Source organism: Stenotrophomonas sp. Nf1, from assembly GCF_003028475.1.
Lineage (GTDB): Bacteria > Pseudomonadota > Gammaproteobacteria > Xanthomonadales > Xanthomonadaceae > Stenotrophomonas.
Window position 1 is genome coordinate 1 of sequence record NZ_PYTV01000007.1, and the last position, 22,454, is coordinate 22,454.

Below are 22,454 nucleotides of genomic sequence, written 5' to 3' on the forward strand. Positions count from 1 at the left end.
CCCGATCCCATCCCGAACTCGGAAGTGAAACGCAGCTGCGCCGATGGTAGTGTGGCTCAAGCCATGCGAGAGTAGGTCATCGCCAGGGTTTACACCCAAAACCCCGCTGCTCACGCAGCGGGGTTTTTCTTATTAAGTGAAGGCATCGCTTTTCCGGATACCTTCCGCCCCAAGGGCAAGATCGCGAAGCTGGCGCTGAAAGCGCCGCTGCAACCGTCTCCCTGGTGAAATTAGCGCTGTGGAACCACCCGATCCCATCCCGAACTCGGAAGTGAAACGCAGCTGCGCCGATGGTAGTGTGGCTCAAGCCATGCGAGAGTAGGTCATCGCCAGGGTTTACACCCAAAACCCCGCTGCTCACGCAGCGGGGTTTTTCTTTGTGCGCAGGAAAGATCGTGGTTGCCGGCCAGCGGCCGGCACTACCGGTGATCGACAGTGGGTAGATCCACCCCATGCGTGGATGGAAAGAGGTGCCAACCAAGGTTGGCAGCCACCAATGGCGGAGCGCGCAAAAAAAAGCGGCGCCCCGTGGGGCGCCGCTCAGGCCTGAACCTTGGTCAGTCGAGCAAGCTCGACTCTACTTGGCCGGGGCCTTGTCCTTCATCATCGCGTCGCGGGCCGCCTTGAACGGGTTGCCCTCGTACCAGTTCGGCCAACGATCACCGCCGGCCAGCTCCTTGCCGACGCCATACATCAGCTGCAGGTCTTCCACGGTGCCGTCCAGCTTCCAGGTGGCAGCGTCGAACTCATCCTTCGGGCCGTGGTAACGGTTGGCACCGTAATCGGCAGCGGCCTTGCGACCTGCCTCCACGCCACCCTCGCGCAGGTCTTCGCCACCATCGGCGTACAGCGCCGGCACGCCGGCCTTGGCGAAGTTGAAGTGGTCCGAACGGAAGTAGAAGCCGCTCTGCACCGAGGTCTCGCCGTGCAGGGTGCGGTCCTGTGCGGCGGCCAGCGGCTTGAGAATGTCTTCCAGCTCCGAACTGCCGAAACCGGTCACCGTTACGTCCTTGGCACGGCCGGCCACCGACATCGCATCGATGTTGATCACACCGGCAATCTTGTCCAGCGGGAAGGTCGGGTGGGCGACGTAGTACTTCGACCCCAGCAGGCCCGACTCTTCCAGGGTCACGGCCAGGAACACCACCGAACGCTCCGGCTTGGGATCCTGGTGGGCCATGGCCTCGGCCACCTCGAGAATGCCGGCCACGCCGGTCGCATTGTCGACGGCGCCGTTGTAGATGTTGTCGCCGGTCTCACCCTCGTGCTTGCCCAGGTGATCCCAATGAGCCATGTACAGCACGGCCTCATCGGCGCGCTTGCTGCCCGGCAGCACGCCCACCACGTTGCGCGACTGCTTCTGTGCAATCTGGCTCTTCAGATCAACCGCAGCGGTAGCCTTCAGCGACACCGGCTTGAAGCCACGCTTGCTGGCGTCCTTGTAGGCCTGCGCCAGGTCAAGGCCCGCACCGGCAAACAGCGCCTTGGCTGCGTCGGCACTCAGCCAGCCCTGCACCGGGATGCGCGCATCCGGATCGTCCTTGGCCGGCAGGTCGTACTGCGGGCCGGCCCAGGAATTCTTCACCACGTCCCAGCCATAGGACGCGCCGGCAGTGTCGTGCACGATCAGTGCGGCGGCAGCCCCCTTGCGCGCGGCTTCCTCGAACTTGTAGGTCCAGCGCCCGTAGTAGGTCATGCGCTTGCCGTCGAACAGCTTGGCGTCATCGACGTGGAAGCCCGGGTCGTTGACGAACATGACCACCGTCTTGCCCTTCCAGTCCTGGCCGGCGTAGTCGTTCCACTTCTGTTCCGGCGCATCGACGCCGTAGCCGACGAACACCAGGTCACTGGCGTCGACCTTCACTTCGGCCTGGCCGGTGCGGGTGCCGACCACCATGTCGGTGCCGAACTTCAGCTCGGTGGTCTTGCCACCCTGGGTGATCTTCAACACGGTCGAGGCATCGGCCGTGGTCTTGGTCATCGGTACATCCTGGAACCAGCTGTCGCCGTTGCCGGGCTGCAGGCCGATGCGCTGCATCTGGTCGCGGATGTAGTTGACCGTCAGTTCCTCGCCCTTGCTGCCCGGCGAGCGGCCTTCGAACTCATCCGAGGCCAGGGTCTTGACCATCTCGGCGAAGTCGCCGGCGTTGATCTCCGGCGAGAACGAATGGGCCGCCGGCTTGGTGGTGGCGGCGGCGGCGTCGGTGGCCGGCGCGGGTGCCGGAGTGTCTTCGCCTTTGCAGGCACTGAGCGCGGCCGCAGCGGCCAGGCACAGGAGGAGTTTGCGGGGCATCGTCGATTCCTGGGAAACAAAGGGCGGCCGCACGCCTTGCGCGACCGGTGTCAGCGAGTATCACCGAACCTGGGAGGGCCGGTGCGCTCAGTCCGCCGGGGCGGTTTCGGTGTCGAACGGGATCGGTTCGGCGCCGGTGACCGGCCCGATCCGCGCGGTGCGGTGTACATACAGCACCACTTCACGCTCGAACTGCAGGGGACCGTTGACCACGGCATTGGGGCCGACAATCACGCGCGGCTTGCGGCTGGCGGTCAGCGAGACGCTGAAGTTCGGCTTGCGCACATGCACACCGCCGTTGACCTGTGATCCGATGCCGACGGTGATGTCACCGTTGACGGTCTCCACGTCCTTGCCGATGCGGCTCTCGACCAGGCCGATACCGCCGTTGACGGTCTCGACACCGCCTTCGATCTGGCTGCCGCGGTCGGCGAAGATGCTGCCGTTGACGGTGCTGACGCTGCCGTTGGCGATCACCTCACGGCCCAGCCGCACGCCGCCGTTGACGGTCTCGATCTTGCCGGTGCGGGCGCGGTCGGCGACCTTCACCCCGCCGTTGACGGTGTCGATGCTGCCGGTCTCGACGCCTTCGCCAACCCGGATGCCGCCGTTGACGGTGTCCAGCTTGCCGTAGCGCTGGCCGGGTTCGGCGCTGATGCTGCCGTTGACCTTGCTGATGTTGTCCTGCGCCGCCACCGGCGTGGCGACCAGCAATACGCCCAACAGCAACGGAATGGAAAGAGTGTTCATGGCGCCCTCGATGGAAGTGCGGCTGGCAGGCCGCGTGCGGAGATGTCACCATTCCCCGGTACCCCCTGCAACTGCCTGAAGTCACTGGAAAGCCCTTGCGCGACAACGTCTTCCCATCACGCCAACCTCACATCGCCGCAGCCCGTGGCGGGCGCTGGCTGTTGTTGGGTCTGGCCCTGATGCTGGCCGTGCCCCTTCCCGGTGCCGCACAGACCACCCGTGAGACCGAGCGCAAGCTGCAGAAGCTGCGCAACGAGCTGAAGGATGTCGCGCAGGAACGGCGGCAGATCGAAGGGCAGCGTGGGCAGGCGTCGCGGCAACTGCGCGAGGCCGACGAGAAGGTGGCCCGCAGTGGCCGGGCACTGGCACAGACCGAAACGGCACTGCGCGAGCAGAACCAGGCACTGGTCGAGGCCGAGCGCCGCCGCAGCAGCCTGCAGGCCAATCTGGCCCAGCAGCATCGCGAGCTGGCCGGCCTGCTGCGTGCGGCCTACCAGCTGGGCAGCCATGCACCGCTGAAGCTGTTGCTGTCACAGGACACCGTGGCCGATGCCAACCGTGCGCTGGCCTATCACCGCTACCTGCAGCGCGAGCGGGCGCAGCGCATCACCACGCTGACCGCCGACCTGAAGGAACTGGAAGGGCTGCAGACGCAGATTGCCGAGCACCAGCAGAAGCTGCAGGGCACCCAGCGCGACCAGAAGCAGCAGGCGGCGACGCTGGCGGCCGATCGTCGCGATCGCGCGCAGACCGTGGCCTCGCTGGACGAGCGCTTCAAGGACCGGCGCGAGAAGGAACAGGCGCTGGGCCAGGATGCCAAGGCGCTGGAAACCTTGCTGGCCAATCTGCGTGCCGCTGCGGCCCGTGCCGAAGCCGAACGCCGTGCTGCGGCTCGTCGCGCGGCAGCGGAGAAGGCGGCCGCCGAGAAGGCCGCGCGGCAGGCGAAGGCGGAAGGGCGTCCACCACCGCCGACCAAGGTGCCGCCTGCGGTGGCTTCGGCCCCGGCGCCGAAGGTCGGGGGCCTGGGCTGGCCGCTGTCGGGCAATCTGTTGGCCCGCTACGGCGGCAAGCTGCCCGATGGCCGTACCAGCAGCGGTGTGCTGATCGGTGCACCGGCCGGCAGTACCGTCACGGCGGTGGCCGATGGCACCGTGGTGTTCTCCGACTGGATGACCGGCTACGGCATGATCCTGATCGTTGACCACGGCAATGGCTACATGAGCCTGTACGCGCACAACGACACGCTGCTGAAGGACGCCGGGGCCCGGGTCAGCCGCGGCGATGCCGTGGCCAAGGTTGGCAATTCCGGCGGGCAGGGCGTCACGGCGCTGTACTTCGAGCTGCGTCGCGGCGGGCAGCCGGTCAACCCGGACAGCTGGCTGCAGCGGCGCTGAACCTGGCCCCGCTGCCAGCGTTGCGGATTCAACGGGAATTTAGCTGTGCTTCGCGCATAATCGCGGCATGTGCCTTGGGCACGATGCCACCGTCGACAGGAGTGATCCATGCGCGCAGCCCGTACCGCCACCCTTTTGCTGGCCCTGTTGCCGGCGCTGTCCTGGGCGCAGCAGACCGCGCCCGCCCCGGCCCAGGAAACCAGTGGGCAGGCGGCGAACAGCGAGGAGGCGGTGACCTCGAAGGTGCCGCTGGAAGAGATCCGCCGCTTCGTGGCTGTGTACAACGCCGTGCGCGCGGCCTATGTCGATCCGGTCGATGACAAGAAGCTGATGCAGTCGGCGGTGCGCGGCCTGCTGCTCGACCTCGATCCGCACAGCACCTATTTCAACAAGGAAGATGCGCAGGCCTTCGACGAGCAGGCCAACGGCGCCTATGAAGGCATTGGCGTGGAGCTGCAGCAGCAGCCGGACAACGCCAGCATGAAGGTGATCTCGCCGATTGACGACACGCCGGCAGCCAAGGCCGGCATTCTGGCCGGCGACCTGATCATCGCCATCGACGGCAAGCCGATCAGCGCCATCGATGCCAGTGAACCGCTGCGCGGCCCGGCCGGCAGCAAGGTGGTGCTGACCATCGTGCGCGACGGCAAGCCCAAACCGTTCGATGTCAGCCTGACCCGCCAGACCATCCGCGTGACCAGCGTGCGCAGCCGCCTGCTGGAGCCGGGCTATGGCTACATCCGCCTGAGCACCTTCCAGGCCGACACCGGTTCGGACTTCCAGAAGCACGTGCAGCAGCTGCAGAAGCAGTCCGGTGGCCAGCTCAAGGGCCTGGTGCTCGATCTGCGCAGCAACCCGGGCGGCCTGCTGACTGCCGCCGTACAGGTGGCCGACGATCTGCTCGAGAAGGGCAACATCGTCAGCACCCGTGGCCGTATCAGCATCAGCGATGCGCGCTTCGATGCGACCCCGGGCGACCTGTTGAAGGGCGCACCGGTGGTGGTGCTGGCCGATGCGGGTTCGGCCAGTGCCTCGGAAGTGCTGGCCGGCGCGCTGCGCGACAACAAGCGCGCGCGCGTGGTTGGCAGCCGCACCTTCGGCAAGGGCTCGGTGCAGACCGTGCTGCCGCTGGACAACGGGGATTCGGTGAAGTTGACCACGGCGCGCTATTACACGCCCAGCGGCAAGTCGATCCAGGCCACCGGCATCGTGCCGGATGTTGAATTGAAGCCGGCCGCCACGCCAGCCGACGATGCGTTGCCGGCCAGCCTCAGCGACTACAGCGAAGCTACCCTGCCGGGCCATCTGCGCGGTGATGATGAAGGCACCGAGGGCTACCGCGCCGGCGCGGTGCTGCCGGGCGACGGTCCGATCAACGACGCGCTGGCCGAACTGAAGAACCCGGGTTCGGTGGCGGCACGCCTGAAGGCCGAAGCGGCCAAGGCGGACGCAGCCAAGGCCGCAAAGGCCGCAGCAGCGAAGCCGGAAGCCAAGCCGGAAGCCAAGCCGGAAGCCAAGCCCGCTCCGGTGCCGGCCAAGCCCTGACGGTAGCGCCGGGCCATGCCCGGCGTCCGCCCAAGGGGGGAACAAGGAAACGTTGCCGGCCAGCGGCCGGCACTACCGGGGCGGTCAGAACCCGTGCCGCTTGCGCAGCCGACGGGCGATCGCCGCCCGCACGTAGACCCCGTACACCACGCCGAACACGAAGCCGCCGATGTGCGCCCACCAGGCCACCATGCCGAAGCTGGGGCCGATATGGGCGAACACCACCTGCAGCGCCGCCCACACGCCGATCAACAGGTAGGCCGGGGCGCGCACGAACTCCAGGAACAGGCCGAGCGGAATGACCACGCCCAGCCGAGCGCCCGGGAACAGGGCCAGATAGGCGCCGATCAACGCCGAGACGGCGCCGCTGGCGCCGATGATGATCTGGTCCGGGCTGCCCATGGTGTAGATCGCCACCAGGTTGGACACCGCGCCGCCGACCAGGAACAGCAGCAGCAACCGCCACGGCCCCAGTACGCGTTCGGCCGGCAGACCGAAGATCAACAGGAAGACCAGGTTGCCCAGCAGGTGCGACCAGTCCGCGTGCAGGAACAGGGCGGTGAACAGGCGCAGCACGCTGCCGTCCTGCAGGGTCGCCCACCAGTCCAGCGGGTGGGTCAGGCCGGTGGACAGCGCGCCCCAGTCCAGCCAGAGACTGCTGCGGGCATCGTCCGGGCGCGAGATCGACCACAGGAACGCCAGCCACAGTGACGCAAAAAGCACGGGCGTGGCCCAGCGCAGGGCCGTCTTCTTGCGCGACGGGAGGGAGACGAACATGGGCAGTAGCCTAGCGTGACGGCGCCTGGGGCGGGGATTGTCCTGTTCAGCTTTTGAGACGGAAAAAGCGCCGGCGCTGTTATTGTTTCATTAACAGCTCTGGGTAATACTCGCATACGGCGTCGTATGTCGGGAGGGGAATCCGGCGCGCTCCGAAGGGCCCTCCGGGGCTGGTCGGGCGCAGGCGCACTCAGAGCAACATCACCGCTTACCGGAGAGAGAGAACTACGATGCAAACCGCTTCCACCATTGCCCGTCTGACCCTGCTGGCCGTCGGCGTTGCCGGTGCGCTGGCCGCCGCTGACGCCAACGCCGCCGCCTTCCAGCTGAAGGAAAACAGTGCCAAGGGCCTGGGCCGCGCGTTCGCCGGCTCCACCTCCGCCGAAGGCGATGCCTCGGTGGTTGCCACCAACCCGGCCTCCATGCGCCTGCTCGACGGCACCATGCTGCAGGGCGACGTCAGCGCCATCAGCTTCGGCGCCAAGTTCCGTGGCCAGGGCAAGTACGCCAACGGCGCTCCGATTTCCGGTGGCAACGGCGGCGACGCCGGCATGATCGCCCCGGTTCCGGCTGCCTACTTCCACCTGCCGTTCGGCGAGAACGACAACATGCACTTCGGTGCCTCGCTGACCGTGCCGTTCGGCTTCAAGACCGAATACGACCGTGACTGGGTCGGCCGCTACAACGGCGTCAAGACCGAACTGCAGGCGATCGACCTGGGCGTGGCGTTCTCCTACGACGTCAACCCGTACCTGTCGTTCGGTGCCTCGGTGTTCGCCGAGCGCCTGAACGTTGACCTGACCAGCGCCGTTGACGGTGGCACCGCGATCAATGCCAGCGCCCAGCAGCGCGCTGCTGCCGCTGCGCTGGCCGCTGGCCGCACCCCGGCCCAGGCCGCCGCTGCCGCCCAGGCCGCCGGCCGTCAGGCGGCCCAGCTCGGCTTCTCGCCGGGTACCGCCGATGGCTACCTGCGCATCAAGGGCGATGAAGTGTCCGTGGGCTACACCCTGGGCATGACCGTCACCCCGGTGGAAGGCACCAACATCGCCTTCAGCTACCGCTCGGAAGTCGAACACAAGATCACCGACGGCAAGGCTGACTTCACCATGACGCCGGCCGCGGAGCAGTTCCTGCGGACTGCGGCTCCGGGCACCTTCGTCGACAGCAACGGTCGCGCCACCATCACCCTGCCGGCCAGCGCCACCGTCAGCGTGACCCACCGCGTGAACGACCAGTGGAAGATCATGGCCGACGTCTCGCGCACCGCGTGGAGCAAGTTCGACCAGGTCACCGTCGACTATGATTCCAACCAGCCGGACAGCGTGCTGCCGTTCCACTACCGCGACACCACCTTCGCGTCGATCGGTACCGAGTACCGCATGAACGAGAAGCTGACCCTGCGCGGCGGTCTGGCCTATGACCAGACCCCGACCACCGACGCCCACCGCGACGTGCGCGTGCCGGACACCACCCGCAAGTGGCTGTCGCTGGGTCTGACCTACGCACCGTCGGAGAAGATGGAATACAGCGTGGGCTACACCCACCTGTTCACCAAGGATCCGAACGTCAACTCGACCTCGGCCACCGCCAACACCGTGACCGGCAAGTACAAGGTCAGCGGCGACGTGCTGGCTGCTTCGATGCAGTACAAGTTCTGATTCGGGCGATTGCCTGAGGCAGTACGAAGGAGGCCCCGCGTAAGCGGGGCCTTTTTTTTGTGCCGCGCCAGGGCATCCACGCGTGGCGTGGATCTACCGGGTGCGCTATCCGGGTTGCCGATCCTCGACAATAGGGCGATGAACCTGTCCGACCCGAACTTCCAGCTGGAGCTGGCCGCCAACATCGCCGTCGCCGGCTCGATCCTGCTGGCCGGCCGCAACAACGTGCACACCTGGTGGTTGGGCATCGTCGGCTGCGCGCTGTTCGCTGCGGTGTTCGAGCGTTCGCACCTTTACGCGGACATGGTGCTGCAGTTCTTCTTCATCGCCATCAGCGTGCTGGGCTGGTGGCAGTGGCTGCGGGGCGATCATGGTGCGCCGCTGCCGATCACCGCGCTGCGGCCGCGCGCGTGGGCCTGGCTGGCGCCGCTGGCGGTGGTGGCTACCTTCGGCTACGGCTGGATGCTGACCCGCCTGACCCATGCCTATGCGCCGTACGTCGATTCGGCGGTGCTGGTGCTGAGCGTGATCGCGCAGATCCTGATGATGCGGCGCAAGCTGGAGTCGTGGTGGGTGTGGCTGCTGGTCAACACCATTGCGGTGCCGCTGTATTACAGCCGCGGCCTGCACCTGACCTCGATCCTGTACGTGGGCTTCTGGATCAATGCGCTGGTGGCGCTGCGCCATTGGCGCAAGCTGATGCGCGTGTAGAGCCGAGCCCCATGCTCGGCTGTACCGTTGAAGCCGAGCATGGCTCGGCTCTACAACGGGCAAGACACAAAAAACCCCGCGTTCGCGGGGTTTTTCGTTTACCGCATGACGCCTGGGATCAGTCGCCCAGGGTCAGCAGCGAGGCGTTGCCGCCGGCGGCGGTGGTGTTCACCGTCACCGTCTTTTCGGTGGCGAAACGCAGCAGGTAGTGCGGGCCGCCGGCCTTCGGGCCGGTGCCGGACAGGCCCTGGCCGCCGAACGGCTGCACGCCGACCACCGCACCGATCTGGTTGCGGTTGACGTAGACGTTGCCGACGTGGACGCCGTTGCTGATGCGGTCAACGGTCTCGTCGATGCGCGAATGCACGCCCAGGGTCAGGCCGTAGCCGGTGGCGTTGATCTGGTCGATCACCGCATCCAGCTGGTCGCCCTTCCAGCGGATCACGTGCAGGACCGGCCCGAAGATTTCCTTTTGCAGCTGGCCCAGGTCCTTCAGTTCATACGCACGCGGCGCGAAGAAGGTGCCGTTGGCGGCTTCGGTGGACAGCTCGGCGGCGGCGATCAGACGTGCTTCGCGGTCCATGCGCGCGGCGTGGTCCTGCAGGATCTTCAGCGCGTCGGCATCGATCACCGGGCCGACGTCAGTGGACAGCAGGCCGGGGTTGCCGACCTTCAGTTCCTTCATCGCGCCGGCCAGCATGGTCATCACCTTGTCGGCGATGTCGTCCTGCACGAACAGCACGCGCGCGGCCGAGCAACGCTGGCCGGCGGAGGTGAAGGCCGAACCGATCGCGTCCTTGACCAGCTGTTCCGGCAGCGCCGAGGAGTCGGCGATGAAAGCGTTCTGGCCGCCGGTCTCGGCGATCAGCACGCCGATGGCGGCATCACGTGCGGCCATCGCGCGGTTGATCGCACGGGCGGTCTCGGTGGAGCCGGTGAAGGCGACGCCGGCCACGCGCGGGTCGGCGGTCAGTGCGGCGCCGACGGTGGCGCCGTCGCCCGGCAGGTACTGCACCACCTCGGCCGGCACGCCGGCGTCGTGCAGCAGCTTCACCGCGTAGTAGCCGATCAGGTTGGTCTGCTCGGCCGGCTTGGCGATGACGCTGTTGCCGGCGGCCAGTGCGGCGGCCACCTGGCCCAGGAAGATCGCCAGCGGGAAGTTCCACGGGCTGATGCAGACGAACACGCCGCGGCCGTGCAGCTGCAGTTCGTTGGATTCACCGGTCGGGCTCGGCAGCTTCTCGGCGTGGCTGAACTGCTCGCGCGCCTGCTTGGCGTAGTAGCGCAGGAAGTCCACCGCTTCGCGCACTTCGGCGATGCTGTCGGGCAGGCTCTTGCCGGCTTCCTTCACGCACAGCGCCATGAACTCGGGCATGCGCGCTTCCAGCTGGTCGGCGGCGTGCTCGAGGATGGCGGCGCGGCTGGCGGCCGGGGTGCGGTTCCAGGCCGGCTGCGCGGCCACGGCATTGGCCAGGGCCTTCTGCACGGTGGCGGCATCGGCGGCCAGCCACTGGCCGACCACTTCGCGGGTGTCGGCCGGGTTGGTCACCGGCAGCGCGGCGCCGGCCGGGTTGGCACCCGGCACCAGCGGGGCGGCCTGCCAAGGCTTCACAGCCGCGTTGATCTGCTCGGCCAGGGCGCGCAGTTCGTTGTCGTTGGCGAGGTTGGCGCCCATGGAGTTCTTCCTGTCGTGGTTCTGGCTGCGCAGCAGGTCAACCGGCAGCGGGATCTTCGGGTGGGGGATTGAGGCGAACGAGGACACCATCTCGACCGGATCGCGGATCAGGTCGGCAATCGGCACGCGCTCGTCGGTGATGCGGTTGACGAAGCTGGAGTTGGCGCCGTTCTCCAGCAGGCGGCGCACCAGGTACGGCAGCAGGTCTTCGTGCGAACCGACCGGTGCGTACACGCGGCAGGGCAGGCCCAGGCGGTCGGCCGGCACCACTTCGGCGTACAGGTCGTCGCCCATGCCGTGCAGCTTCTGGTGTTCGTACACGCCGCCGTTGGCGATGCTGCGCACTGCGGCAATGGTGTGCGCGTTGTGCGTGGCGAACATCGGGTAGATCGCATCGGCATGGGTGAACAGACGCTTGGCGCAGGCCAGGTAGGACACGTCGGTGTTCTGCTTGCGGGTGAACACCGGGTAGCCCGGATAGCCTTCGATCTGCGCGCGCTTGATCTCGGCATCCCAATAAGCGCCCTTGACCAGGCGCACCTGCAGGCGACGACCGGCGCGGCGTGCCATGTCGGCCAGATGATCGATCGTGTACGGGGTGCGCTTCTGGTAGGCCTGCACGACCACGCCGAAGCCATCCCAGCCGGCCAGCGAGGCATCGGAGAACACCTGCTCGATGATGTCCAGCGACAGTTCCAGGCGGTCGGACTCTTCGGCGTCGACGGTGCAGCCGATGCCGTAGCTCTTGGCCAGCTGTGCCAGTTCCAGCACGCCCGGCACCAGGTCCTTCAGCACGCGCTCGCGCTTGGCGTGCTCGTAGCGCGGGTACAGCGCCGACAGCTTGATCGAGATGCCCGGCGCGTTGTTGACGTCGCCGTCCGGACGGCCGCCGCGTGCCTTGTGATCGCCGCCGATGGCATGGATCGCACGACGGTAGTCTTCCAGGTAGCGCAGCGCGTCCTTCATGGTCAGCGCGCCTTCGCCCAGCATGTCGAACGAATAGCGGTAGCTGGCGTTGTCGCCCTTGTGCGAGCGCGACAGCGCTTCGCTGATGGTGCGGCCCATCACGAACTGGTGGCCCATGATCTTCATCGCCTGGCGCACGGCCAGGCGCACCACCGGCTCACCGACGCGGCCGACCAGGCGCTTGAACGCGCTGGGCGCATCGGCGCGGGTGGCATCGTTCATCTGCACCAGCTTGCCGGTCAGCATCAGGCCCCAGGTGGAGGCGTTGACCAGCACCGAGTCGCTGCCGCCCAGGTGCTTTTCCCAGTCGGCATCGGCCAGCTTGTCGCGGATCAGCTTGTCGGCGGTGTCCTGGTCGGGAATGCGCAGCAGCGCCTCGGCCACGCACATCAGCAGCACGCCTTCCTCGCTGCCCAGATCGTACTGGCGCATGAAGGCTTCGATCGCGCCCTGGTCCTTGGCGCGCACGCGCACGCGGCCGACCAGGTCGGCGGCCAGCGCCTGCACCCGGGCCTGTTCCTCGGCGGGCAGGCGGGCCTGCGCCAGCAGCTCGCGCACATGGCTGGCCTCGTCCTTCAACCAGGCATCGGTGATGGCCTGGCGGAACGGGTTGGGGGACGCCGGCAGTTCCGGCGACAGCAGCGCGCCGGGACGCGGGGCGTCGCTGGCGGCAGGGGAGGAGGAGGGTGCGTTCATGCCGGTCCGGCCAGTGGAAAACTTGGCGATTTTAATCATTTTTGCGCCCTTCGGAAGTGCCCCGCAGACACCTTCATGAAGGGCTGATAGCCCCTAACGGTGGTGGATTCGGCGTGTTCAGCAAACCCGGCCATATTTATGCTGAATTCGTCATTCGCGCCGCCGACCTCATGCTGTGTTGCAGCATCGGAAAAAGTGTGAATGCACCCTTGCTACCGGCGAGAGGGCGGGGCTACCATCGAGACGTTTCCCGCGGCAGGAACGCGGTTGCGACATGATCGAGGTGCTTCCAGCTCCGGATGGGTCAGGTACGCAGCTGCGGCTGCGTCCCCCACGGGCGCTCGATGCCCGGCAGTTCGTCCTGTTGTTCACCGTGTTGGCCGGTGCGATGTGGCTGGTGTCCGCCCTCGGGTGGTTGGCCGGCAATGCATTCGCCCCCCTGTTCGCGCTGCTGTACAGCCTGGTGCTGGCGGCGGCCCTGCGTGCCTTGTGGCGCAGTGGTGAACGGCAGGAGGAGATCCGGGTAGTGCCGGCGTACGTGGAGGTCATCCCCGTACCCGGTGGATTGCCGGTGTTCCGGGCTCACCCCCACTGGGTGCGCCTGCTCACCGACGATGAGAGGGTCCGGCTGGCATCCAGCGGCCGGCAGGTGGAGGTGGGGAGTTTCCTCGCGCCGGCCGAACGTCAGACGCTCGCAGAGACACTTGAAAGCTTGCTCGCCGCCAGCGATGGCGGCAACCGACGACGCTAAGGGTCTAGGCAATGAAGCAAAGCAGCAGGTGGGGCACGAAGTGCGTGAATGCGGTCGCCGCAATACTGGCGACCGGGGGACTGATGCCGGCGTTGGCCTGGGCCCAGGCGGCCGATCCCAAGCCGTGGCAGCTGAACATGGGCAAGGGGGTGACCCAGACCTCGCGCCTGGCCTGGGAATCGAACAATCTCTCGCTGATCGTCTGCACGGTCATCGGCGTCATCGTGTTCGGCGCGATGGCCTATGCGATGTTCAAGTTCCGCAAGTCCAAGGGCGCAGTGGCAGCCACCTTCAGCCACAACACCAAGGCCGAGGTCATCTGGACGGTGATCCCGGTGATCATCCTGATCGTGATGGCATGGCCGGCCACGGCCAACCTGATCAAGATGTACGACACCCGCGATGCCGAGATGACGGTGAAGGTCACCGGCTACCAGTGGATGTGGAAGTACGAGTACCTCGGCGAGAACGTCACCTTCACCAGCCGCCTGGACCGCGAGTCCGACCGCGTGCGGCAGAGCGGCGTGGTGCCCACCCGCGAGAGCCATCCGCACTATCTGCTGGACGTGGACAACCGGCTGGTGCTGCCGGTCGATACCAAGGTGCGCTTCGTCATCACCTCCGACGACGTGATCCACGCCTGGTGGGTGCCGGCGCTGGGCTGGAAGCAGGACGCCATCCCCGGTTTCATCAACGAGGCCTGGACCAGCATCGAGCAGCCGGGCGTGTACCGCGGGCAGTGCGCCGAACTGTGCGGCAAGGACCACGGCTTCATGCCGATCGTGGTCGAGGCGGTGTCCAAGGAAGACTTCAAGCGGTGGCTGGCGCAGCGCAAGCCGGCACCGCCCGCAGCACCGGCGGCCCCTGCGGCACCGGCAGAACCTGCTGCACCGGCCGCCGAGGCACCGGCCGCCCCGGCGGCGGCTGAAGCCGGCAACGCACCTGCCACCGCGGCCAGCGGCGCGTGATGTAAAGCCCGTGGCCGCCTGCGGCCGCGGTGACAACCGATTCTGAGAGGTGTTTTGCAATGGCGCACTCGGCAGTTGGGCACGACGATCACCATCACCATCCGGGCTTCTTCGAGCGTTGGTTCTTCTCGACCAACCACAAGGACATCGGCACGCTGTACCTGGGTTTCAGCTTCATCATGTTCATCATCGGCGCGGCGATGAGTGTGGTGATCCGTGCCGAGCTGGCGCAGCCGGGCCTGCAGTTCGTCAAGCCTGAGTTCTTCAACCAGATGACCACCGTGCATGCGCTGGTGATGATCTTCGGCGGCGTGATGCCGGCCTTCGTAGGCCTGGCCAACTGGATGATCCCGCTGCAGATCGGCGCGCCGGACATGGCCCTGCCGCGCATGAACAACTGGTCGTTCTGGCTGCTGCCGGTGGCCTTCAGCCTGCTGTTGTTGACCCTGTTCCTGCCCGGTGGTGCACCGGCCGGTGGCTGGACGCTGTACCCGCCACTGTCGCTGCAGGGCGGCTACAACGTGGCCTTCAGCGTGTTCGCCATCCACGTGGCCGGCATCAGCTCGATCATGGGCGCAATCAACATCATCGCCACCGTGCTCAACATGCGCGCGCCGGGCATCGACCTGCTGAAGATGCCGATCTTCTGCTGGGCCTGGCTGATCACCGCGTTCCTGCTGATTGCGGTGATGCCGGTGCTGGCCGGTGCGGTAACCATGCTGCTGACCGACAAGTTCTTCGGTACCAGCTTCTTCAACGCCGCCGGTGGCGGTGACCCCGTGATGTACCAGCACATCTTCTGGTTCTTCGGGCACCCCGAGGTCTACATCATGATCCTGCCCGCCTTCGGCGTGGTCAGCGAGATCATCCCCACCTTCAGCCGCAAGCCGCTGTTCGGCTATCAGGCCATGGTCTACGCCACGGCGGCGATCGCCTTCCTGTCGTTCATCGTCTGGGCCCACCACATGTTCACCGTGGGCATGCCGCTGGGCGGCGAGATCTACTTCATGTTCGCCACCATGCTGATCTCGATCCCGACCGGGGTGAAGGTGTTCAACTGGGTCAGCACGATGTGGCGCGGCTCGTTGACCTTCGAAGCGCCGATGCTGTGGTCGGTGGCCTTCGTCATCCTGTTCACCATCGGCGGTTTCTCCGGGCTGATGCTGGCCATCGTGGCAGCGGATTTCCAGTACCACGATACGTATTTCGTGGTCGCCCACTTCCACTACGTGCTGGTGACCGGTGCGGTGTTTGCGCTGATTGCCGCGGTGTACTACTGGTGGCCGAAGTGGACCGGGCGCATGTACAGCGAGAAGTGGGCCAAGGTGCACTTCTGGTGGTCGATCGTGTTCGTCAACCTGCTGTTCTTCCCGCAGCACTTCCTCGGCCTGGCCGGCATGCCGCGCCGCATTCCCGATTACAGCGTGGCGTTTGCCGACTGGAACCTGATCAGTTCGATCGGTGCGTTCGGTATGTTCGTCACGCCGTTCATGATGGCCGCGATCCTGCTGTCCTCGCTGCGCAATGGCGAGAAGGCCGAGGCCCGAAGCTGGGAAGGCGCGCGGGGCCTGGAGTGGACGCTGCCGTCGCCGGCACCGGCACATACCTTCACCACGCCGCCGACCATCCGCCCGGGGGACCTGGCGCATGACGACATCACGCATTGAGGTGGGGCATGCATAACGAAAGCCCCCTGCAAACCTGTAGAGCCGAGCCATGCTCGGCTGACGAAAAGCAGCCGACCAGCGGTCGGCTCTACCAGGGCGAGAGCAACGGCGTCGAACAGCAACGCCAGCGCGCCCGGCGCACCGCCGCCTGGGTCGGCGCGATCGCGGTGCTGGTCTACGCCGGCTTCATCCTCAGTGGAGTGATCGGCCGATGAGCGAGGCACCGGCCAGCACACCGTCACCCAGCGCCGGGCTGCCGCGCCTGATCGGCGTGGCGGTGGCGGTGTTCCTGCTGACCTTCTCGCTGGTGCCGCTGTACCGCATCGCCTGCGAGAAGGTGTTCGGCGTGCGCCTGGAGCGTGGCCCGGGCAGTGAAGCCAGCACCGGCGCCGCCGCGGGCAAGCGCACCGTGCGGGTGGAATTCGATGGCGGGGTGAATTCGCGCCTGCCGTGGTCGTTCCATCCCGAGCAGCTGACCATGGACGTGGTGCCGGGTGAACTCAACGAGGCACTGTACTTCGCCCGCAACGACAGCACGGCTGCGGTGGTCGGCAGCGCGGTGCCATCGGTGGCGCCGGCGCGTGCGTCGGGCTTCTTCAGCAAGACCGAATGCTTCTGTTTCACTGCGCAGACGCTGCAGGCCGGCGAGAAGCGCGACATGCCGGTGCGCTTCATCGTCGATCCGGACCTGCCGCCGGAAATCAAGACGATCACCTTGTCCTACACCTTCTACCGCAACGACGCGCTGTCCGATCGGCTGGCCCCGGCCGCCACCTCGGAAGGCGCGCACGCCGCACCCTGACCCGGATACCGACATGGCCCAGACACCGACCGACGCCAACGTGTACTTCGTTCCGGCCCAGAGCAAATGGCCGTTCGTGGGTTCCATCGCGATGATGGTGACCATGGTCGGCGTGGCCAGCTGGCTCAACGATGCCAGCTGGGGACGCTGGACCTTCTATATCGGCATCGCGATGCTGGTGCTGACCCTGTTCTGGTGGTTCAGCGACGTGGTGCGCGAATCGCAGGCGGGCCATTACAACCGCCAGGTGGATGGCTCATTCCGGATGGGCATGGTCTGGTTCATCTTCTCCGAGGTGATGTTCTTCGGTGCCTTCTTCGGCGCGTTGTTCTACACCCGCAACCTGGGCCTGTCCTGGCTCAGCGGCGAAGGCCGCGGGGTGATGACCAACGAGCTGCTCTGGCAGGGCTATTCGGCCGGCTGGCCAACCAACGGCCCGGCCGCGATCGGCGGTGCGTTCCAGACCATTCCGGCCTGGGGCCTGCCGCTGATCAACACGCTGATCCTGCTGACCTCTGGCGTGACCCTGACCATCGCCCATCACGCGCTGAAGGCCGGCAACCGCCGCCAGCTGCTGATCTGGCTGGGCCTGACCGTGGTGCTGGGCCTGGGCTTCCTGACCCTGCAGGCGGAGGAGTACATCCACGCCTACAAGGAACTGAACCTGACGCTCGGCTCGGGCATCTACGGTTCGACGTTCTTCATGCTGACCGGCTTCCACGGCGCGCACGTGCTGCTGGGCACGATCATGCTGATCGTGATGTGGCTGCGCTCGGCCAAGGGGCACTTCACCCGCGACAACCATTTCGGTTTTGAAGCCGCCGCGTGGTACTGGCACTTCGTCGACGTGGTGTGGCTGATGCTGTTCCTGTTTGTCTACGTGCTTTGATCACGCACGCATCGGTGGCCTCAGCCGCCGATGCCGTGCGGCTTGATCCAGCCCATGTAGATGCTCACGATCACCAGTGCGATCAGTGCGACAGACACCGCGATGCGGCGCGTCAGTGCGTTGACCGTGCGTTTGGTCTGGCCACGGTCGACCAGCAGGTAGTACAGGCCGGCGCCCAGATTCCAGACGATGACGATCAGAAACGCGATTACCAGCAGGGTCTTCAGCGAATCACTCATGCGCGGCTCGAGGGCAGGGTGGATGCGCCTATCTGACCGCGTTTGCGCGGACTTGTCATGATGCGGCAGCACACACGCGTGATTGGATGGCTGCTGGCCGTGCTGGCGATGGCCGCTTTCACCGCATTGGGGCTGTGGCAGCTGCAGCGCATGCATGCCAAACAGGCGATGTTGGATGCACAAGGTCCAGCTGCAGCGCAGGTACTGTCGCTGGCGCAGGCCCTGGCAGCGCCTGGTGCGTTGCACGGTGTGGCCGATCACGGCCGCTTCCTGCCCGGCGTGGTGCTGCTGGACAACCAGACCCGGCATGGCCGCGCCGGCGTGAAGATCTATCGCCCGTTCCGCAGTGACGATGGCAGCGTGCTGCTGGTCGACCTGGGATGGCGCGCGCTGCCGCCGGACCGCACGTTGCCCCAGCTGCCGCCGCCGCCCTCGCCGGTGGCGGTGCGCGGGCTGCTGGCACCGCCACCGGCGGCCGGATTGGCACTGGGTCCCGCATTCTCCGCCACCGGAGAAGCGGGCCGCTGGCTGGCCAGCCGTCTGCCCGCCGAAGGCCTGGCCCGCGCGCTGGGACTGCGAGCGCTGCCAGAGCGGGTGCTGCGGCTGGACCCGGCACTGCCGTTCGGCGACGAGCGCGACCTGGACCTGCTGCCCAACACACTGCCGCCGCAACGCCATCTGGGCTATGCCGTGCAGTGGTTCGGGCTGGCCCTGACCGTACTGGTGGTGGCGCTGGTGCTGGAGCGGCGCAGGAGACGGCCCATCGCCCGGTAGTGCCGGCCGCCGGCCGGCATCCAGGAATCCGAGGGATTGCCGGCCAGCGGCCGGCACCACACCCGCATCCCCCACCCAACCATGAGAAAATGCCCCGCATGAACACTGCTACGTCCCCGCAGGCGCGCGGCTCCGGCCGCCGGACCCTGGTGCTGCTGTTTGCCGTGTTCTTCGGCGCGATGGCGCTGGCCGCCGTGTTGCGTTTCTCCGGCTGGCAGCCGACCGGGCACCGTAATGCCGGCCAGTTGCTGAAGCCGCCGGTGGACCTGCGCCAGCAGGCACCGACCCTGGCCAATGGCCAGGCCTATCCGTGGAACCCCGAGGCACGCACCTGGCGCCTGCTGGTGGCGCCATCCGGGGCTTGCGACGCGCAGTGCGTCACTTTGTCGCAGGGACTGGGCAAGGTGTGGCAGCTGTTCGGCCATAACGCCGATAATGTCGAGATCCTGTGGCTGGGAACGCCACCGGCGTCGATCGCCTCGCTGCCCGCGCTGCGGCCGCTGGCTCCGTCGCCCGCCCTGCGCGCGGCGTTGCCGGGCGTCGATGATCCGGCGGGACTGCCGGTCTACGTGATCGATCCGAACGGCTTCGTGATCATGCGCCATGCCCCGGGTTCCGACCTCGGTGGCCTGCGCAAGGACATGGCCACGTTGCTGAAACTGAAGTGAGTCCCGTTTGATGAGCCTTTCCGCGCGTCCGGCGCTGCACCGCAATTTCCACCGCCTGGCGTGGTTCGCCATGATCATGACCGCGAGCACGATCATGTTCGGCGCCTTCGTGCGCCTGTCCGATGCCGGCCTGAGCTGCCCGGACTGGCCGACCTGCTATGGCCGCGCCACCTGGCCGCAGCACATCGAGGAGACCGTCGGCCACCCGGCTGCGGAGATCCGCCCGCTGGAGACCCACAAGGCCTGGCGTGAGCAGGTGCACCGCTTCCTGGCCGGTGCGCTGGGCATCGAGATCCTGACCCTGGCCCTGCTGGCCACACGCAAGCGACGCTTCGGAAGCACGGCGGTGGTGACCGCCTGCGTACTGGTGGCCGCCGGCATACCGTTGTACATGATGGGCTGGCATGGCACGGCCAGCGCCCTGGCATTGATCGGCGAGGCGATCCTGCTGATCGCTGCGCTGCGCTGGAGCAACATCGACCTGGCGCGCGCTGCGCTGCTGACCCTGGCGGTGGTGATCTTCCAGGCCCTGCTGGGCATGTGGACGGTGACCCTGCTGCTCAAACCCATCGTGGTGATGGGCCACCTGCTGGGCGGCATGCTGATGTTCGGCCTGCTGGTGTGGATGGCCTGGCGTGCCACGCATGTGCCGATCACCCTGGCCGAAGCACCGAAGCTGAAGTGGCTGCTGCGTGTTGGCGTGGCGGTGCTGGTCACCCAGATCGCACTGGGCGGCTGGGTCAGCGCCAACTACGCCGCACTGGCCTGTGGCGGTGGCAGCCTGTCGATGGACAACTTCCCGCGCTGCGCCAACCAGTGGTGGCCGCAGCACAACTTCGCCGAAGGCTTCACCCTGTGGCGCGGTATCGGCGTCGACTACGAGGGGGGCGTGCTGGACGGCGCCTCCCGTATCGCCATCCAGATGGCGCACCGCCTGTTCGCGGTGGTGGTGGCGGTCTACCTGCTGTGGCTGGGCGTGCGGCTGTTCCGCCTGCCGAGCATGCGTGGCTGGGCCAGCGCGCTGATCGCGCTGCTGGTGCTGCAGGTCACGCTCGGCATCCTCAATGTGAAGCTGGCGCTGCCGCTGGAAGTGGCCGTTGCCCACAACGGCGTGGCCGTTGCCCTGTTGTTCGTGCTGGTCAGCCTGCTGGCCCGCCTGCGTGCCCCGGACTGATTCCATGTTTTCCAACTATCGCCAGTACTGGGACCTGACCAAGCCCAAGGTCGTGGCCCTCATTGTCTTCACCGCCCTGGTCGGCATGGTCCTGGCCATTCCGGGCGTGCCCAGCTGGGAGCAGGTGCGTGCCGGCCTGCTCGGCTTCCTCGGCATCTGGCTGGCCGCTTCGGCCGCCGCCGCCATCAACCAGCTGCTGGATGCGCACATCGATGCGCAGATGGCGCGCACCTCGTGGCGTCCGCTGGTGGTGGGCAAGGTCAAGCCATGGCAGGTGCTGGTGTTTGCCGGCGTGCTGATCGTGCTGTCGATGGTCATCCTGGTGCTGTGGGTGAACCTGATCACCGCCGTGCTGACCTTCGCCTCGCTGATCGGCTATGCGGTGATCTACACCGTGTACCTGAAGCGCGCGACCTCGCAGAACATCGTCATCGGTGGCCTGGCCGGGGCGATGCCGCCGATGCTGGGCTGGGCGGCGGTGACCGGCATGCAGGGTTCCTCGGACTGGGCGTACTCGTCGCTGCTGGTACTGATCATCTTCATCTGGACGCCGCCGCACTTCTGGGCGCTGGCGATCTTCCGCCGCGAGGACTATGCCAAGGCGAAGATCCCGATGCTGCCGGTGACCCATGGCGTGGTGCACACCCGCAAGCAGATCATGGTGTATTCGGTGGTGCTGGCGCTGGTCTGCCTGCTGCCGTACCTGGTGGGCATGAGTGGTGCGTTCTATCTGGGCGGCGCGATCGTGCTCAACGCCGTGTTCCTCTGGTACGCCTGGCGCATGCTGGACCCGCCGGACGAACTGTTCTCGATGAAGATGTTCCACTACTCCATCGTCTACCTGATGGCGCTGTTTGCCTTCCTGCTGGTCGACCACTGGATCTTGCCCTGGTTGTGAGGGGCCTGACGTGGGGTCAGATCCCCGAAGGGGCTCTGACCCCGCCTGAAAGCGGGAGCATCCACGCATGGCGTGGATCTACTGAACCGCCGCGCTGAGCGTGGTCCCGTAGAGTCGAGCCATGCTCGACTGATCGCCGCAGCATCCACCCATGGCGTGGATCACCTTGAACTGTGGTTGATGCGTCGCCATTGCTGTTCCTGACCCCAAGGAAAGGAAGGCGCACGGATGCATTCGATCTTCCGCTGGACCACCGCGCTGCTGCTGGCGCTGGGCATGGCGTTCGGTGCGCATGCCAACGACACTGCCGGGCAGATCCGCCAGCACGCCGCCGAGCATCGCCTGCTGGTACTGGGCGAATTCCACGGCACCCGCGAAGTACCACTGCTGGTGCGCCAGCTGATGGACGACTACAGCCGCGACGGTACCCCGGTGCTGCTGGCGCTGGAACTGCCTCGTGCTGAGAGCCCCGCGCTGCACGACTATCTGGATTCCGATGGCGGGACGGCGGCACGCCAACGCCTGCATGACCGTGCGTTCTGGACCGTGCGCGATGACCAGCACGATGGCCGCCGCAGTCGCGACATGCTGGCGATGATCGAAGCATTGCGCGCGCTGAAGGCGCAGGGCCGTGCGATCGAGGTGGTGGGCTACGACGTGAACCGCAGCGACGGCGGCAACCAGGATCGCGATGACCGCATGGCCGCCGAGCTGCGGCGCCTGTACCGGCGCCTGCCCGACGGCGCACGCATGGTCGTGCTGACCGGCAATGTGCACGCCATGCTGCAACGCCCCGCCGATGCGCCGCCGGAAATGCAGATCCGGCCGATGGCATCGGCGCTGCGTGACCTGGATATCTACAGCGTGCGGCTGGAAGCGCTGCGCGGGCACTTCTGGGGATGCATGGACCGCTGCAAGGCACTGGCCCTGCTCGAACGGCCGGCGCGCGCGGCGCAGGTCAACACCCATGCCGGGCGCGAGTACGACCTGTGGGTGTGGATGCCGCAGCTGAGCGTCGGCACCCTGATTGACCCGTGAACCCGGGGTCAGATCCCCGAAGGGGATCTGACCCCATTTCGCAGTACATCAGCCGAGCATGGGCTCGGCTCTACAGTAGATCCACGCCATGCGTGGATGGCGTTTCCGGCAACAACCCGCG

At 66.7% G+C, this 22,454-nt stretch carries 20 protein-coding genes and 2 rRNA genes; 17 read left to right on the forward strand and 5 right to left on the reverse strand.

The annotated features are described in order from the left end of the window. Together rrf (C9412_RS13440) and rrf (C9412_RS13445) are read left to right on the forward strand one after the other, a co-directional pair. Positions 1-88 (forward strand): 5S ribosomal RNA (gene rrf, locus C9412_RS13440); the annotation flags it as partial. 132 nt (positions 89-220) lie between these two features. After that, positions 221-335 (forward strand): 5S ribosomal RNA (gene rrf, locus C9412_RS13445). A 242-nt stretch (positions 336-577) separates the two neighbouring features. On the opposite strand, the gene C9412_RS13450 is transcribed toward rrf (C9412_RS13445), so the two are convergent. Together C9412_RS13450 and C9412_RS13455 are read right to left on the reverse strand one after the other, a co-directional pair. After that, a complete protein-coding gene (locus C9412_RS13450) occupies positions 578-2,293 on the reverse strand; it encodes a M28 family metallopeptidase (RefSeq protein WP_107232090.1) in 1,716 nt (571 codons plus the stop codon). An 87-nt stretch (positions 2,294-2,380) separates the two neighbouring features. Beyond that, complete coding sequence (locus C9412_RS13455) at positions 2,381-3,043, reverse strand: hypothetical protein (RefSeq protein ID WP_107232091.1); 663 nt, start codon at positions 3,041-3,043, stop codon at positions 2,381-2,383. 179 nt (positions 3,044-3,222) lie between these two features. Here C9412_RS13455 and C9412_RS13460 point away from each other — a divergent pair, with 179 nt between their 5' ends. Both C9412_RS13460 and C9412_RS13465 read left to right on the forward strand, forming a co-directional pair. Further along, positions 3,223-4,437: a peptidoglycan DD-metalloendopeptidase family protein gene (locus C9412_RS13460; RefSeq protein WP_258190254.1), complete on the forward strand. Its 1,215-nt coding sequence runs from the start codon at positions 3,223-3,225 to the stop codon at positions 4,435-4,437. 108 nt (positions 4,438-4,545) lie between these two features. Next, positions 4,546-5,982: a S41 family peptidase gene (locus C9412_RS13465; RefSeq protein ID WP_107232093.1), complete on the forward strand. Its 1,437-nt coding sequence runs from the start codon at positions 4,546-4,548 to the stop codon at positions 5,980-5,982. A gap of 84 nt (positions 5,983-6,066) precedes the next feature. Here C9412_RS13465 and C9412_RS13470 read toward each other — a convergent pair whose 3' ends face one another. After that, positions 6,067-6,759, reverse strand: coding sequence for a rhomboid family intramembrane serine protease (locus C9412_RS13470; RefSeq protein WP_107232094.1), 693 nt, complete (start codon positions 6,757-6,759; stop codon positions 6,067-6,069). Positions 6,760-6,989: 230 nt separating this feature from the next. Between C9412_RS13470 and C9412_RS13475 the strand changes: the two genes are divergently transcribed. Then, entirely contained in the window at positions 6,990-8,417 is a 1,428-nt protein-coding gene (locus C9412_RS13475; RefSeq protein ID WP_107232095.1) for an outer membrane protein transport protein, read from the forward strand. A 138-nt stretch (positions 8,418-8,555) separates the two neighbouring features. Next, entirely contained in the window at positions 8,556-9,128 is a 573-nt protein-coding gene (pnuC, locus tag C9412_RS13480) for a nicotinamide riboside transporter PnuC (RefSeq protein ID WP_107232096.1), read from the forward strand. A gap of 118 nt (positions 9,129-9,246) precedes the next feature. Here the strand turns inward: pnuC and putA are convergent, their stop codons facing one another. Beyond that, positions 9,247-12,465, reverse strand: a complete 3,219-nt coding sequence (gene putA, locus C9412_RS13485) for a bifunctional proline dehydrogenase/L-glutamate gamma-semialdehyde dehydrogenase PutA (protein WP_107232097.1) — start codon at positions 12,463-12,465, stop codon at positions 9,247-9,249. A gap of 274 nt (positions 12,466-12,739) precedes the next feature. Here putA and C9412_RS13490 point away from each other — a divergent pair, with 274 nt between their 5' ends. From C9412_RS13490 to C9412_RS13515, 6 genes are read left to right on the forward strand one after another with little or no spacing between them, the layout of a single operon-like run. Further along, positions 12,740-13,216, forward strand: coding sequence for a DUF2244 domain-containing protein (locus C9412_RS13490; protein ID WP_107232098.1), 477 nt, complete (start codon positions 12,740-12,742; stop codon positions 13,214-13,216). Positions 13,217-13,227: 11 nt separating this feature from the next. Then, a complete protein-coding gene (coxB, locus tag C9412_RS13495; protein ID WP_107232099.1) occupies positions 13,228-14,184 on the forward strand; it encodes a cytochrome c oxidase subunit II in 957 nt (318 codons plus the stop codon). 59 nt (positions 14,185-14,243) lie between these two features. Continuing rightward, on the forward strand, positions 14,244-15,851 hold the full coding sequence (gene ctaD / locus C9412_RS13500) for a cytochrome c oxidase subunit I (RefSeq protein ID WP_107232100.1): 1,608 nt from the start codon (positions 14,244-14,246) through the stop codon (positions 15,849-15,851). A gap of 8 nt (positions 15,852-15,859) precedes the next feature. Next, entirely contained in the window at positions 15,860-16,066 is a 207-nt protein-coding gene (locus tag C9412_RS13505) for a hypothetical protein (protein WP_107232101.1), read from the forward strand. Next, the gene (locus C9412_RS13510) at positions 16,063-16,653 is read left to right on the forward strand and encodes a cytochrome c oxidase assembly protein (RefSeq protein ID WP_107232102.1); all 591 of its coding nucleotides are present in this window, start codon (positions 16,063-16,065) and stop codon (positions 16,651-16,653) included. Before C9412_RS13505 ends, C9412_RS13510 begins: the two co-directional genes overlap by 4 nt. A gap of 13 nt (positions 16,654-16,666) precedes the next feature. Further along, complete coding sequence (locus C9412_RS13515) at positions 16,667-17,542, forward strand: cytochrome c oxidase subunit 3 (RefSeq protein WP_107232103.1); 876 nt, start codon at positions 16,667-16,669, stop codon at positions 17,540-17,542. Positions 17,543-17,562: 20 nt separating this feature from the next. Here C9412_RS13515 and C9412_RS13520 read toward each other — a convergent pair whose 3' ends face one another. Further along, on the reverse strand, positions 17,563-17,781 hold the full coding sequence (locus tag C9412_RS13520) for a twin transmembrane helix small protein (protein ID WP_107232104.1): 219 nt from the start codon (positions 17,779-17,781) through the stop codon (positions 17,563-17,565). Positions 17,782-17,838: 57 nt separating this feature from the next. Between C9412_RS13520 and C9412_RS13525 the strand changes: the two genes are divergently transcribed. The 5 genes from C9412_RS13525 to C9412_RS13545 all read left to right on the forward strand — a co-directional run bounded on the left by C9412_RS13525 (position 17,839) and on the right by C9412_RS13545 (position 22,333). Beyond that, complete coding sequence (locus tag C9412_RS13525) at positions 17,839-18,555, forward strand: SURF1 family protein (RefSeq protein ID WP_107232105.1); 717 nt, start codon at positions 17,839-17,841, stop codon at positions 18,553-18,555. A 98-nt stretch (positions 18,556-18,653) separates the two neighbouring features. After that, positions 18,654-19,223, forward strand: a complete 570-nt coding sequence (locus C9412_RS13530; protein ID WP_107232106.1) for a hypothetical protein — start codon at positions 18,654-18,656, stop codon at positions 19,221-19,223. Positions 19,224-19,233: 10 nt separating this feature from the next. Beyond that, a complete protein-coding gene (locus C9412_RS13535; protein WP_107232107.1) occupies positions 19,234-20,397 on the forward strand; it encodes a COX15/CtaA family protein in 1,164 nt (387 codons plus the stop codon). A gap of 4 nt (positions 20,398-20,401) precedes the next feature. Next, positions 20,402-21,295 (forward strand): heme o synthase, encoded by an 894-nt coding sequence (cyoE, locus tag C9412_RS13540; protein ID WP_107232108.1) that lies wholly within the window; start codon positions 20,402-20,404, stop codon positions 21,293-21,295. Between the two features lie 228 nt (positions 21,296-21,523). After that, entirely contained in the window at positions 21,524-22,333 is an 810-nt protein-coding gene (locus tag C9412_RS13545; RefSeq protein WP_107232109.1) for a calcium-binding protein, read from the forward strand. Positions 22,334-22,454: the final 121 nt, after the last annotated feature.